At 41.3% G+C, this 13,926-nt stretch carries 15 protein-coding genes, 1 riboswitch and 1 other annotated feature; of the genes, 10 read left to right on the forward strand and 5 right to left on the reverse strand.

Features of this window, described 5'->3' with window-relative positions:
- Nucleotides 1-172: 172 nt before the first annotated feature.
- From INF20_RS02670 to INF20_RS02680, 3 genes are read right to left on the reverse strand one after another with little or no spacing between them, the layout of a single operon-like run.
- Nucleotides 173-1,120, reverse strand: coding sequence for a 2-hydroxyacid dehydrogenase (locus INF20_RS02670; protein WP_226384849.1), 948 nt, complete (start codon nucleotides 1,118-1,120; stop codon nucleotides 173-175).
- Nucleotides 1,121-1,142: 22 nt separating this feature from the next.
- The gene (locus INF20_RS02675; protein ID WP_226384850.1) at nucleotides 1,143-2,363 is read right to left on the reverse strand and encodes a glutamate-5-semialdehyde dehydrogenase; all 1,221 of its coding nucleotides are present in this window, start codon (nucleotides 2,361-2,363) and stop codon (nucleotides 1,143-1,145) included.
- Nucleotides 2,350-3,342, reverse strand: coding sequence for a ribonuclease H-like domain-containing protein (locus tag INF20_RS02680; RefSeq protein WP_226384851.1), 993 nt, complete (start codon nucleotides 3,340-3,342; stop codon nucleotides 2,350-2,352). The genes INF20_RS02675 and INF20_RS02680 overlap by 14 nt, the downstream gene beginning before the upstream one ends.
- A gap of 60 nt (nucleotides 3,343-3,402) precedes the next feature.
- Between INF20_RS02680 and proB the strand changes: the two genes are divergently transcribed.
- The 10 genes from proB (at nucleotide 3,403) to INF20_RS02730 (ending at nucleotide 12,574) form a co-directional block, all read left to right on the forward strand.
- Nucleotides 3,403-4,200, forward strand: a complete 798-nt coding sequence (proB, locus tag INF20_RS02685) for a glutamate 5-kinase (protein ID WP_226384852.1) — start codon at nucleotides 3,403-3,405, stop codon at nucleotides 4,198-4,200.
- Between the two features lie 44 nt (nucleotides 4,201-4,244).
- Nucleotides 4,245-4,775, forward strand: a complete 531-nt coding sequence (locus INF20_RS02690) for an NUDIX domain-containing protein (protein WP_226384853.1) — start codon at nucleotides 4,245-4,247, stop codon at nucleotides 4,773-4,775.
- A 70-nt stretch (nucleotides 4,776-4,845) separates the two neighbouring features.
- Nucleotides 4,846-5,727 (forward strand): site-specific tyrosine recombinase, encoded by an 882-nt coding sequence (locus tag INF20_RS02695; protein ID WP_226384854.1) that lies wholly within the window; start codon nucleotides 4,846-4,848, stop codon nucleotides 5,725-5,727.
- Between the two features lie 22 nt (nucleotides 5,728-5,749).
- On the forward strand, nucleotides 5,750-6,931 hold the full coding sequence (locus INF20_RS02700) for a glycosyltransferase family 4 protein (protein WP_226384855.1): 1,182 nt from the start codon (nucleotides 5,750-5,752) through the stop codon (nucleotides 6,929-6,931).
- Nucleotides 6,932-7,046: 115 nt separating this feature from the next.
- Nucleotides 7,047-7,394, forward strand: a complete 348-nt coding sequence (rplS, locus tag INF20_RS02705) for a 50S ribosomal protein L19 (RefSeq protein WP_226384856.1) — start codon at nucleotides 7,047-7,049, stop codon at nucleotides 7,392-7,394.
- Between the two features lie 54 nt (nucleotides 7,395-7,448).
- On the forward strand, nucleotides 7,449-8,288 hold the full coding sequence (ylqF, locus tag INF20_RS02710) for a ribosome biogenesis GTPase YlqF (protein ID WP_226384857.1): 840 nt from the start codon (nucleotides 7,449-7,451) through the stop codon (nucleotides 8,286-8,288).
- Nucleotides 8,285-8,944, forward strand: a complete 660-nt coding sequence (locus INF20_RS02715; RefSeq protein WP_226384858.1) for a ribonuclease HII — start codon at nucleotides 8,285-8,287, stop codon at nucleotides 8,942-8,944. The genes ylqF and INF20_RS02715 overlap by 4 nt, the downstream gene beginning before the upstream one ends.
- Nucleotides 8,941-9,801, forward strand: a complete 861-nt coding sequence (locus INF20_RS02720) for a methylenetetrahydrofolate reductase (RefSeq protein ID WP_226384859.1) — start codon at nucleotides 8,941-8,943, stop codon at nucleotides 9,799-9,801. The genes INF20_RS02715 and INF20_RS02720 overlap by 4 nt, the downstream gene beginning before the upstream one ends.
- A 54-nt stretch (nucleotides 9,802-9,855) precedes the next feature.
- Nucleotides 9,856-9,939, forward strand: a riboswitch (ZMP/ZTP riboswitch).
- A gap of 71 nt (nucleotides 9,940-10,010) precedes the next feature.
- Nucleotides 10,011-11,687: a formate--tetrahydrofolate ligase gene (locus INF20_RS02725; RefSeq protein WP_226384860.1), complete on the forward strand. Its 1,677-nt coding sequence runs from the start codon at nucleotides 10,011-10,013 to the stop codon at nucleotides 11,685-11,687.
- A gap of 38 nt (nucleotides 11,688-11,725) precedes the next feature.
- Nucleotides 11,726-12,574 carry a bifunctional 5,10-methylenetetrahydrofolate dehydrogenase/5,10-methenyltetrahydrofolate cyclohydrolase gene (locus INF20_RS02730; protein ID WP_226384861.1) on the forward strand — a complete coding sequence of 283 codons (849 nt, stop codon included), beginning with the start codon at nucleotides 11,726-11,728 and terminating at the stop codon, nucleotides 12,572-12,574.
- A gap of 90 nt (nucleotides 12,575-12,664) precedes the next feature.
- Here INF20_RS02730 and INF20_RS02735 read toward each other — a convergent pair whose 3' ends face one another.
- Nucleotides 12,665-13,084, reverse strand: a complete 420-nt coding sequence (locus INF20_RS02735; protein WP_226384862.1) for a PaaI family thioesterase — start codon at nucleotides 13,082-13,084, stop codon at nucleotides 12,665-12,667.
- A gap of 46 nt (nucleotides 13,085-13,130) precedes the next feature.
- Nucleotides 13,131-13,556, reverse strand: a complete 426-nt coding sequence (locus tag INF20_RS02740; RefSeq protein WP_226384863.1) for a PaaI family thioesterase — start codon at nucleotides 13,554-13,556, stop codon at nucleotides 13,131-13,133.
- A 91-nt stretch (nucleotides 13,557-13,647) separates the two neighbouring features.
- Nucleotides 13,648-13,824 (forward strand) — a binding site (T-box leader).
- Nucleotides 13,825-13,926: the final 102 nt, after the last annotated feature.

Here is a 13,926-nt window from a genome sequence, read left to right on the forward strand (position 1 = left end):
CTCCGACATTTACAGGAAGATGACTAGACAGGAAAAACTATCTGATTCAATTCCTGGATGGGGAGATGCAATCGTATGGACTGAATTCCATAGATCAGGTGACTACCCTAGTTATTGGGACTAGGGTGTCACCAACTCTTTTTGTCCTATAACCCCTTTTTTCGGTATCTTTTTAAATGATTACATTCTGCGGTTTCCCTTCTAGCCAGCATTTGATATTTGCGGCTACTATGTCTGCACGTTTTTCAAAGGCTTGGTGGCTGGCAAATGCTATGTGAGGCGTTAGCAGTGTGTTTGGTGCCGCCAGCAGAGGTTCCTCTGCGGAGAGTGGAGGTTCGCAGTTGAATACGTCCACTCCGGCCGCTGCGATGGTGCCGTTTTTTAGAGCGGCGGCCAGGGCGGCGGAGTCGACTACAGGTCCGCGGGCGGTATTTATTAGGATTGCCTCTGGTTTCATCAGTTCTAGCTGCTCTTTGCCTATTAGTCCTGTGGTTTCAGGAGTTTGAGGAACATGCAAGGAAACTATATCTGATTTTTTCAGAAGTTCTTCCATTGTAACGAATTCTACATCGGGAAGGTCTTTTTTTGTGCGGCTGTAGGCGATAACCTTGCATCCGAAGGCGTTAGCTATCTTTGCAACTCTGGTGCCTATTGCACCGGTTCCTATGATTCCGAAGGTCTTTCCGTCAAGTTCAAAGCCTACAAGACCGTCCTTGGTGCCACCGTTTCTTGCTTTATCCTGGCATGGGATTATATTGCGTGCCAGAGAGATGACCATTGCAAATACTATATCTGCTACGGCGGAAGTGGAATAGCCTGCGCAGTTGCAGACAGTAATTCCTTTTTCGTGGCAGTAGTCAATGTCCACATGATCGACACCGGTAAAGGCAACACATACCATCTTAAGAGATGGACAGCTTTCCATTACCTCTCTCCCATATTTGAAATTGGATAGTACAACGATGTCCGCATCCTTACTTCTTTCAATAAGGGTGTCAGTATCTTCCTGCCTATCTTTGTAATATATTATTTCGTGCTCCGCTTCATCAATAACAGAAGAAATTTTTTCCTTTAGAAGTTCCTCTGAAATACCGAGGGGTTCAAGAAATACAATTTTCATATGAATATCCTTTCACAGCTAATTAGTCTATATCTTTAAAATGAAAGCTTTTTTTACCGGATGCATAGTCGCCTACGATTTGACCATTACCGGCAAGCTTATATTTGTATGTAACAAGTCCGTCAAGACCGACAGGACCTCTAGCATGGAGTTTACCTGTGCTTATTCCAACTTCTGCGCCAAAGCCATATCTGAAACCGTCAGCAAATCTTGTTGAGCAGTTCCAGTACACGCCTGCGGAATCCACATACCGCATAAATTCATCAGCCTTTGCCGCATCCGTAGTGATTATACAGTCAGTGTGATGGGAGCCGTTGGCATTTATGCTTTCGATAGCTTCCTGAAGGCCTGAAACCTTTTTTACGGTCATAATCCAATCAAGGTACTCTTTATTGAAATCTCCTTCTCTAAGCTCAATTTTGTCTGTTATACGGGAAACTAAGTTGTCATATATCTGTTCGTTGACAAGGAGAGTTTCCACGGCGTTACATGCTGCTGCATATTGAGTCTTTGAATCTTCAATAATCTTAAGAGCCATATCAATATCGGCATCCTCTGCAACATAAATATGGCAGATACCGTCAGCATGTCCCATTACAGGAATCTTGGAATTTGCCATTATATACTGAACAAATTCGTTAGAGCCCCTTGGGATAATAAGGTCGATATAATCATGACAGCCTAGAAGTTCGGCGATGCCAGCCCTGTCTTCCACAAGGGTGAGGAAATGTTCCGGGAGGCCTGCTTCAACACCTGCGTGGTGTATTGTATCAAAGAGTATTCTGTTTGTATGAGCAGCTTCGCTTCCGCCCTTTAAGATAGCACAGTTACCGCTTTTTACGCAGAGAGATGAAATCTGTACTAGAGCATCAGGGCGAGATTCAAATATAACGCCTATAACGCCTATGGCACACGTTATTTTTGTCAAAACCAAACCTTCGTCCAGTTGACGCTTTAAAAGTATTTTGTTTAAAGGATCTTCTAGACCGATTAGGTCGCGAATCCCCTGAACGCACGAGCTCAGCTTGGACTCGTCAAATTTTAATCTTGCCAGTATAGGTGCCGGGATTTTGGCTTTAACGGCGTTATCAAGATCTTCTTTGTTTGCTTTAAATATTACATCCTTTGAAGATTCAAGAGCTTCTGCTATCTTCATAAGAGCACTATTTCTGGCTTTAGTATCAAGGGCTGAAAGCCATGCACTATCTTTTTTAGCTAATTGAGCCTGTTTAACATAATCCATTTTCTAATATCCTTTCAGTTATGATTTTTCCAAGAGTGGCAAGAGCCTGATAGTTGATATTGCCCTCTTGGGAGAGTATAAGGTAATGTCTGATAAGACCTCCGCAGTTTTCAAATCGGGAAGGCGAAAAGCCAATATCCTTGATATCTGCGAAAACTATTGGTTTTTCCTGTATGAGTCTTAAGCTGATATTTAATGAACCCTTGGAATAGTCCACATAAATACCGGTTTCATCATCATACTCTTTATAAGCTACGTTATAGCCCTTTAAAGAAGCTGTAACATGAAGTTTATCCTTTTTTAATGCTATGTTGCATATCCGCGCATTGGAGTTTAAAGGAAAGCCCGTGGTACACATTGCCTGATGAACATCACATTGAGGCAGAGCCTTTAAAAGTCTGTAAAGCTGCTTTACATCATCGGCATTATGAAGAAGGATTTTCCTTTCGCATTCAAGGTCTCTGTCCAGAAGGTACGAGGCATAAAGCTCTACGCTAAGACCTCCGTCTATTTCATCGGCTCGCTCCTGCCACAGGCCCATATAGCTTTCCACAGTCTTTTGCTTAAGATTAGGTGTAAATCTGCCTATATCCGAAAAGTTGCGTATAACCTTATACATATCAAGGTTATAAGGCATATCGTTTTCTGGGATTCCTAACTTGCGCATACGCTTTTCAAGAAACGGAATATCAAAGGAGATACCGTTGTAAGTGATTATGTAATCGAGTTTGTTTAATATGTCTAAAGTTTGTTCGATTACAAGAGCTTCATCATCGAGGCTTTCTGCGAAAATTTGTCTGCACAAAAATCTGCCGTCTTCCTGAGGAATCACGAAGCCGGATAATATGAGGGCACTGTTTTTCGGACTTAAACCTGTGGTTTCGATGTCAAAAACGGCACCTTTTTTCCCTGCAAAATAAAAATCAAAGGGAATATGTTTGAATTTGTCTTCCGTATATATCTCATCCACTATTTTCATGTTTATATTCTAACACAGAAATGTTATAATTGTGGCATATTTATGCGAAGGAGAACGAAAATGAGCGCTATAAGCGAAGTACTTAAAAACAGCAGAAAAATTGTTGTAAAACTCGGAAGTCATGTCCTTTCCACAGAAGAGGGAATGCCTGACAGAGAGGCAATTGCCAATATAGTTGAACAGATTGCTTCCCTTAAAAAATCCGGAAAACAGATTATAATTGTTTCCAGCGGAGCGGGCATATGCGGAGTAGGAGCCATAAATAAATGGAGCCGTAGAAAGGATATGAACTATAAGCAAGCTCTTTGTGCTATAGGTCAGGTGGAGTTGATGATGGCATATAAGGAGTTTTTTGCCAAATATGATATTCATGTGGCACAGATTCTTTTGACTAGAGATGACTTTTCCAACAGCGAAAGAGAGCTGCATATAAGAAATACACTTTTTACGCTGATTGACGAGGGAGTTGTACCTGTTATAAATGAAAATGACAGCGTTAGCGTAGAGGAAATCAAAATCGGTGATAACGACAATCTCAGCGCCCTTACAGGAAATCTGTGGAATGCAGATGCGCTGGTTATACTAAGTGACATTGATGGAGTATTTGATAAGGATCCGAAAAAACATAAGGATGCAAAGCTGATAACAGAGGTTCGCGATATTGATGCTCTTATGGAGAAAATAGAAACCGGTGGAGTTGGCTCCTTTGGAACAGGAGGTATAGTGACTAAGCTGGAAGCAGCAAAGAGAGCTGGCGAATATGGGATACCTACCATACTTCTCAACGGAATGAAGAAAGATGCTATAATCGAGGCGGAAAAGGATATGAGAGAAGGTACGGCCTTCCTTTGGGATTAGTATTGCTGAGAAATGATAGTGATTATTAAAGAAGAAGGTGCAAAATGACATTTGAAGAAAAGACGGTATCATCAGAAAGCATATATAAGGGAGCAATACTTAATTTAAGAAGAGATAAGGTAACTGTGAGTGGCGGCGGTTATTCATATAGGGAAATCGTGGAACATAACGGTGGAGCCGTAGCCGTGGCACTGACCGATGACGGAAATGTGGTTTTGGTAAAACAGTTTAGAAAACCAATGGAAAAAGTGGTGACTGAACTTCCTGCAGGAAAGATTGAAAAGGGAGAAGACCCTCTTGAAACCATGAAAAGAGAACTCAAGGAGGAAACCGGATATACAGCTTCTCATCTTAAGCTTATGGCGGAATTTAACCCTTCGGTGGGATATACAAACGAGACGCTTTACATATATCTTGCAACAGGACTTGTTCCAGGAAAGCCGCAACCTGATGAACATGAGGCGTTGGAAATAAAGGAAATCCCTTTAGATGATGCCATACAAATGGTGGTTAATGGAGAAATTACAGACGGCAAGACTATGACCGGACTGCTTTTGACAAAATATTTTCTTTGATATAAAATTTATTGTAAACCAACTGCGTAAACAGCAGTTAATAAAATATAAAGCTATCGGGGTGAATTAAATGCGTACTGACAGATTTATGGATTATCTGCGTAACGAAAAGAAAATGTCGGAAAACTCGCTGGAAGCTTACAGGCGCGATGTGGAGGATTTTGACAGATATTGTGCTTCAAAGGGTAAGGAAGATCTAATTGAAGTAAATAATGCCGATGTAGTGGCATATCTTATGGAGCTGCGCAATAATGGTAAGTCGGCGGCGACTGTTAACAGGAAACTGGCTTCAATCAGAGCTCTTTACAAGTATTTTGTTGAAAAAGGAATGAAAGATTCAAATCCTACAACAAATATTAAATCCCCGAGAATAGAGCGCAAGACTGTGGAGTATCTGACCGTGGAGGAGGTGGAAAGGCTTCTTTCATCTCCCGATAATACCATGAAGGGTAAAAGAGACAGAGCTATACTTGAAATCCTTTATGCTACCGGCGTCAGAGTAAATGAACTTATTGCAGCAAATGTGGAGGACGTTAACCTGAGAATAGGTTTTTTTGCGTGTCCAGGAGAAACAGGCAGGGCAAGAATCGTACCTTTAGGTCGACATGCAAGGGAAGCTGCTGAAGATTATCTGGAAAATGCAAGGGATATGTTCGTAAAAAGCAATAGAGCCGAAAGAGCATTGTTTGTAAATTATTACGGAAAGAGAATGACCAGGCAAGGACTTTGGAAGCTTTTAAAGACTTACGGAAAAAAGGCGGGTCTTGAGGATAGAATTACACCTCACATCTTGAGAAATTCCTTTGCGGTACATATGGTTCAGAATGGAGCGGATTTAAAGTCATTACAGGAGCTTTTGGGACATGAGGATATATCCGCTACACAGATATATCTTTCCGTTACTAAGAACAGAATTAAGGACATATACGATAGAACTCATCCGAGGGCATAGGAAAGGAAGAAAGGGTTATTAAATGCAGATTAGTGTAATCTGGCTATGCGGTATAATGTATCTTCTTGCGTTTGTGATTACGCTGATACTTGTGCCCTTTAGCATAAAACTTGCGCATAAAACGGGCGCAATAGATATACCAAAGGACGAACGAAGGGTTCACAAAAAACCGATTCCGAGAATCGGCGGAGTGGCGATTTTTGCAGGAGTCACAGTGGCCTTGATAATTGCCATGTTATCCGGATTGTTCAGGCCGGGTGCAGTGGACAGAGTTAGCGGCATGGCTTTCCTAGACTGGGACGGTCATTTTTTAACTGACGGAAAGATAAGCCAGACAGCTGGTGTTATCCTTGGAGGAACACTTGTATTTATCGTCGGTTTTGTGGACGATCTTAAGGGGATGAAGCCAAAAGTAAAACTTTTGTGGCAGATTATTGCGGCAAGCTTTGTATTTGCTTTCGGTGTAAGAATAAAATTTATTTCATTTTTCTTTGACGATAACATTACCACTTTCTCATTTGTATTATGTTATCTGATAACGGTTATATGGATTGTGGCAATAACAAATACCATAAACTTGGTGGACGGTCTTGACGGACTTGCTGCCGGTGTTGTGGCTATAGCTTCTCTCTGTATAGCCTATGTGGGATATATATTCGGATTTTACATAGGAGCATTTCCGATGTTGGCCATTGCCGGAGCAGCTTTAGGATTCCTTCCGTATAACTTTTATCCCGCAAGGACTTTTATGGGAGACTGTGGTTCGCAATACTTAGGATTTGTGCTAGCATGCTTTTCGATACTTGGTACGGTAAAGAGTGCGACTATCGTTGCAGTGCTTATACCGAGCCTTGCACTTCTACTGCCAGTGGTTGATACTCTGCTAGCTATAATACGCAGAGCAATCAGCGGTAAATCAATTATGGAAGCAGATAAAAATCATCTGCATCACAGACTTTTGAGGGCCGGTATGGGACAGAGAAGAACGGTGCTTTGCATATACGGAATGTGCGGAGTTATGGGAGTTGCTTCTGTACTTTTAAGCAGAGATTTATTTGTGGAAACCCTTGGCCTTTTGGCAGTAGCTTTTCTGTATATTTATATTGTGCTTACCGATCCTCATAAGACAGCACCACATTTAAAGCAGGATGAGCTGGCAGAGGATGCAAAAAAGGCAGAAAAAGCAAAAAAACATGAGGAATAGAATAAAAATCTCTTGTAATGGAAATACTGATATGATAAACTAATTTGGTCAGTACGGACGGTCCTCTGAACACACAATGTGTCAAGAACGTCTTTGAGGAGAGGAGGAAATACCGATGGATATTTTGACAGCGATAACAGACGAATATAAGAAATCTGATATACCTTCATTTAACGTGGGTGATACTGTAAAGGTTCATGTAAAGATAAAGGAAGGCTCTAGAGAGAGAATCCAGATTTTTGAAGGATTTGTTCTGAAAAAACAGAACGGCGGCATATCCGAAACATTCACAGTAAGAAGAATTGCTTCCGGAGTCGGCGTGGAAAAAACTTTCCCTATTCATTCGCCAAAAATCGACAAGATCGAAGTGGTTAGAAAAGGTAAGGTAAGAAGAGCTAAGCTCAATTACATGCGCGAAAGAACAGGAAAAGCCGCTAAGATTAAAGCTGCTAACGAAGAGTAAGACAAGAAGAAAAAGGGGCCTGACGGGCTCCTTTATTTTTACGGAGGAAGACAAATGCTTGGGACTATAAACTGGTATCCGGGCCATATGAAGAAAACCCGGGAACTCATAAAGGATAATCTCAAGATGGTCGATGCGGTCATAGAAGTTATAGATGCACGCATTCCCCTTTCCAGCAGAAATCCTATAATCGATGAAATGGTTGGAGGTAAAACCAGAGTAATCATTATGAATAAAAGCGATTTGGCTGATGAAGCAGCCAGTGAAAAATGGATCAATTATTTCTCTAAAGGAAATGATAAGGCTATATGCGTTGACTGTATGAGTGGCAACGGCATAAAAAAATTGATGAGTGTGCTGGCTGATATTCAAGAAAAGCGTAACAGTGAAAGATCTGTAAAAAGAAATCTGAGGCTGATGATTGTCGGTGTACCAAATGTGGGCAAATCATCACTTATAAACAGACTTACAGGTAAAAAAAGCGCCAAAACCGGTGATAGACCGGGAGTTACTCGAGGTAAGCAGTGGCTGACATTAAAAAATGGTATGCAGCTTTTGGATACTCCGGGTATATTGTGGCCTAAATTTGAAGACCCGAAAGCGGGTATAGATTTAGCCTTTTGCGGTTCCATAAGAGATGAAATTTTACCGGTTGAAGAACTGGCTCTTGAGCTTATAAAATGGCTTCAGGAAAAATATCCCAAATTGCTTATGGAGAGATATAAGCTAGATGAACTTGGTGAGACGCCGTTGGATTCCATGGAATTGATAGCAGCTAAAAGAGGCTTTATCATGTCGGGAAAGAGAATTGATTACGAAAGAACTGCACGTACAGTGCTAGATGAGTTCCGATCTGGAAAGATAGGTAAAATCACCTTGGAGGTAGCTCCTTGAAAAGAGAGGAAAAATATAAGCTGCGTTTTGATGAAATGAGTAAAATTGAGAAGCAGCTTAAAGAAGAAGGATACAGCATGATTGCCGGTGTGGACGAAGTAGGTAGAGGCCCTTTGGCAGGGCCGGTGGTTGCAGCGGCGGTAGTGCTTTCCGATGATTTTGATCTTATAGAGATAAATGATTCAAAAAAGCTCAGCGAAAAAAAGAGAGAAGAACTATTTCCGCTGATAAAGGAAAAATCTGTAGCCTATGCGATAGGAATGGTTTCTCCGGAAATAATCGATGAGATTAACATTTTGGAAGCTACAAAAATAGCCATGAGAGGCGCAGTGTTAAATCTTAATGAAAAGCTTAAAGAAAATGGCGTCGGCGGGATTGATATGCTTCTTATAGATGCTCTGACACTGGATAATATGCCTATGGAACAGAAAGGTATAATAAAGGGCGATGCTAAAAGCATCTCCATTGCGGCAGCTTCAGTGCTGGCAAAGGTGACAAGAGACAGATTGATGATGGAATATGACAGCGAATATCCGGGATACGGGTTCGCTTCAAATAAAGGATACGGGACAAAAGCCCATTATGAGGGAATAGAAAAGCAGGGAATATGTCCTATACATAGAAGGAGTTTTTTAAAAAAGAGAGGTCAGCGATGAGAATAAGCGAAATACTTAAGGAAAAAAGAAGCTTTTCCCTTGAATTCTTTCCACCAAAACTGGATCAGCCAATGGAACCGCTGATGGATACCATAGATCATCTTGAAAGGTTCAAACCTGATTTTGTAAGCGTGACATACGGAGCAGGTGGTACAAATAAGGGAAGAAATAACGAAGTGTGCATCAATATCCTTGAGAGGGGAATAACTTTGATGTCTCACTTTACATGCATAGGAAACAGCAGAGAAGACGTTCGTGAGAGAGTAACTAGATATGTCAACATGGGAGCGGAAAACATACTGGCTTTAAGAGGAGACCTTCCTGAAGGCTGGACAGGTACAGGCGGATATTATACTCACGGAAACGATCTTATTGCCGCTATAGCAGAGCATTTTCCACAACTTTGCATCGCAGGCTCATGCTATCCTGAAAAGCATATTGAAGCTCCTGACTTCGCCAGCGATATAGCATTTTTAAAGAGCAAGCAGGACAACGGTGCGGAGTTCTTTGTAACTCAGCTTTGCTTTGATATGGAAGCCTTTGAAAGATTTTTGGATATGGCTAGAAAAGCAGGGGTTACAGCGCCAATAGTTGTTGGTCTTATGCCTGTGTTAAATAAAAACGGTGTTATTAAAATGACATCCTCAAACGGATGTGCTATACCACCGGAACTCCAGACTCTGATTGATAAATACGGAGATGATCCGGACGAATTCAGAAAGGCGGGAAAGGAATACACCAAGGACCTTATATACAGATACCTTAAGACTGATATTGCAGGTATTCATATGTATACACTCAATAAATACAAAGATATATCCGAAATCATCGATGATACGGGCATAGCAAATGCATAGAAAAAGGCAATTGACAATATTCAGTAACTGAGATAGAATCGGATATATCATAAAAATCGCTGCGATTACTGACGGGTTATTGTGGAGTACCACAGGGGAATCGCAGTTTGTAAAAAGTCGACCGTCTGGGCATTATTACTTATGTAATAGTGCCCTTTTATATTATAATAATTATGATGTTATAGTGATGGAACAAAGGAGGAACTCAAATGACTTTTAAGTCTGATATTCAGATCGCACAGGAAAATACACCTGAAAAAATAACTGTGATTGCTGAAAAAGCCGGCATTGACGAAAAATATGTGGAGCTTTACGGTAATTACAAAGCAAAGATAGACTACAATCTGCTCAGCGAAAAGAAAGATGCTAAGGATGGCAAGCTGATTCTTGTTACAGCGATGACCCCAACTCCTGCAGGAGAAGGTAAAACTACTACAACAGTTGGTCTTGCTGACGGTATGCAGAAAATAGGAAAGAATGTGCTTGTAGCATTAAGAGAACCATCTTTAGGTCCTGTATTTGGTATCAAAGGCGGAGCTGCCGGCGGCGGATACGCACAGATTGTTCCAATGGAAGATATTAACCTTCACTTTACCGGAGATATGCATGCCATAGGTGCTGCCAACAACCTTCTTGCGGCTATGTTGGATAATCACATTCAGCAGGGTAACGAGCTGGATATCGATGTGAGAAATATCACATGGAAGAGATGCGTTGATATGAACGACAGGCAGCTGAGAAATATCACAGACGGACTTGGAGGAAAAGCCAACGGTGTTCCTAGAGAAGACGGCTTTGATATTACCGTTGCCAGTGAAATAATGGCTATTTTATGCCTTGCTTCTGATATAGACGATCTTAAAGCAAGACTTGCCAGAATAGTTGTGGGATATAACAGAAGTGGAGAACCTGTAACAGCAGGAGATATAAAGGCACAGGGTGCTATGGCTGCACTTCTTAAGGACGCACTTAAGCCAAATCTGGTACAGACTCTTGAGCATACTCCTGCCTTCGTACACGGAGGACCGTTTGCCAATATAGCTCACGGTTGTAACTCAATAATGGCTACAAGAATGGCTCTTAAAATGGCAGATTATGTGGTTACAGAAGCAGGATTTGCTTCAGATCTAGGTGCTGAAAAATTCTTGGATATAAAGTGCAGAGTAGCAGGTCTTAAGCCTTCTGCAGTTGTGGTTGTAGCAACTGTAAGATCCCTTAAGCATCATGGTGGTGTGGCTAAGGATAAGCTCAATGAGGAAAATCTTGAAGCTCTTGAAAAGGGTCTTCCTAACCTGCTTCAGCATGTGGAAAACATGACACAGGTATATAAGCTTCCATGCGTAGTTGCCATAAATGCATTCCCTACAGATACAAAGGCTGAATTGGATATGGTTGAAGCTAAATGTAAGGAACTGGGCGTAAATGTTGCTCTGTCCGAAGTTTGGGCAAAGGGCGGAGATGGCGGAATCGAGCTGGCAGAGGAAGTTATAAGACTTTGCGAAAAGGACAATGACTTTACTTTCTCCTATGAAACTGAAATGTCCATAGAAGAAAAGATAAATGCCATTGCAAAGAAAATTTACAGGGCTGACGGCGTAATATTTACACCTGCAGCTAAAAAGGAAATCGCGCAACTTGAAAAACTGGGATTTGGAAATCTGCCTATTTGCGTTGCAAAGACACAGTACAGCTTCTCAGATAATCCTGACCTGAAGGGAGCACCTAAGGGATTTGAAATAACTGTTAAAAAGGTCAAGGTATCTGCTGGAGCAGGCTTTATTGTGGCTCTTACTGGTGATATAATGACTATGCCGGGACTGCCAAAGGTACCGGCAGCTGAAAAGATTGATGTGGACAGCACAGGAAAGATTTCCGGACTGTTCTAAATCTAGGCACAAAATATCAACAGAACGGAGAATTATTAATGACTGAATTGCTGACAGGAAAAGAAGTTGCAACATCTATTACCGAAGGGTTGGTAAAAAGGTGTGCTGACCTTAAGGCTAAAGGAAAAGTACCGACGCTTGCCATAGTGAGAGTAGGTGAGGATCCTGCAGATATGGCATATGAGAGGGGTGCGGGAAACAGAGCCGCAAAGGTAGGAGTAGAAGTATTGAAGCTGGCCTTGCCGGAGGATACTGACACCGAAGCCTTGATTAAAAAAATCGATAAGCTTAATGCAGATGATGATGTGGATGGCATCTTGGTACTCAGACCTCTTCCATCGCATATAGACGATGATGCTGTCAGAAACGCCGTTGCAGAGAAAAAAGATGTGGACGGTATAGGCGACAGGGCTATGGCTGGAGTTTATTCAGGAAAGAAAATCGGATACCCACCATGTACGGCTGAAGCCTGTATGGAAATTTTAAAATACTACGGCATAGAACTTAAAGGTAAGAGAGCGGTGGTTATAGGAAGGAGCCTTGTCATAGGCAGACCTGTGGCGATGATGCTCATGGCAAAGCACGCTACCATAACAATATGTCATACAAGAACCGAGGAAATGGATAAAGTTGCTAAGGAAGCAGATGTGCTTATAGCAGCTGCCGGAAAAGCTAAGGCTGTGACCGAGGATTTTGTAAAGGACGGTCAAGTAATAATAGATGTCGGTATAAATGTCGATGAGGAAGGCAATATGACCGGAGATGTGGACTTTGATGAAGTCAGCAAAAAAAATGTACGCATTACTCCTGTTCCTGGAGGCGTAGGAGCAGTTACAACATCGGTGCTTATGAAGCATGTGGTGGACGCTGCGGAGAGGAAATTGTAATATAGTAGATTAAAAAGAAGAGTCCTATCGCAGATAAGCGATGGGACTCTTTTGACTTTCTTAAAAGGATTTTATTCTATAATTCAAGATTTATTTTCCCGCAAATAGATTTTCGGGAACAAAATACATAGTGAAGGATGCTTTTGCACATAGGGTGCCTTGATCATTTGTGACCTTTACATCGTAAACTCCCGTTGTCCTGCCGGCAAAAATAGCATCAGCTTCAACTATCATTTTTTCGCCCACTACAGGACGAATAAAATTGATAGTGCTGCTTAAGGTTACGCACAGACGGCCTTTGGTAAATGTTGCAGCTGCAGCGGCATTATCAGCCATTGCAAATATGATTCCGCCATGTACTATGCCGTGACCGTTGAGCACGGCTTTATCTATTTTCATTTCAAGTTTTGCATGGTCGTCGCTGAATTCCAGAATTTTTATTTCGTTATCGGATATAAATTCGTTGGAATCCAACAGGCGCTGTTTAAGTTCCTCCGGATTTCTTTCCATATATTATTTACTCCTTACTGATAGATTTATTTTACTAATATGTTTATTATCTGTGTTTTTCCACAGGTCTGTTTTCAACAAAGAACATTGTAAAGGACGCTTTTGCGCATACAGTGCCGTCTTCATCAATGACAGATACCTCGTATACACCTGTTGTTCTGCCAGTGAAGATTGTTTTTGATTCGGCAGCGATGGTGTTACCGGTAGCTGGCCTGATAAAATTTATTGTACTGTTTAAGGTGACGCAGCTTCTGCCTTTTGCAATATCTTGGGCTGCAGCCACGTTATCCGCCATGGTAAATAATATACCGCCGTTGATTATGCCATGCTCGTTGACAAGATCGTCGGTTATATCTATTTCAAATCTTGAGAAATCATCTGTCAGGTCAACGACACGTATATTGTTTTTATTGAGAAAAGGTGAAAACCTCGGCAGCATTTCATTTAGGTGCTGCAGATTGCTGTTTTCCATATATAAATCCTCCTTTTTATGAAGTGTATAAAATAAATTTTAACATGATATTGCTCTTTGATGTAAAAAAATATATAATCATATGTAATTTCATAGGGTGATGAAAAAGAGGAGTAGAAAAAAGTGCCCCTTACAGAGAAGGTGATTCGTGGCTGAGAGATTACCGGGAAGGCGTTTTTCGAAGGTTGCTTTGGAGCCTGTTTTATGTTGAGTGCCGAAATTATGTTTCGGAATAAAGGTGGTACCGCGGAGATTATTCGTCCTTTAGTGATGAAAATCTCCTTTTTTTTATGACCTATCCCGATTTGACGAAGACAAATCGATGGAAGGTCAAACACAGAAATTACGCAGCTTTTATGACTTGACACAA

Origin of the sequence: Gallibacter intestinalis (assembly GCF_014982745.1) — a bacterium.
Taxonomy (GTDB): Bacteria; Bacillota; Clostridia; order Peptostreptococcales; family Anaerovoracaceae; genus Gallibacter; species Gallibacter intestinalis.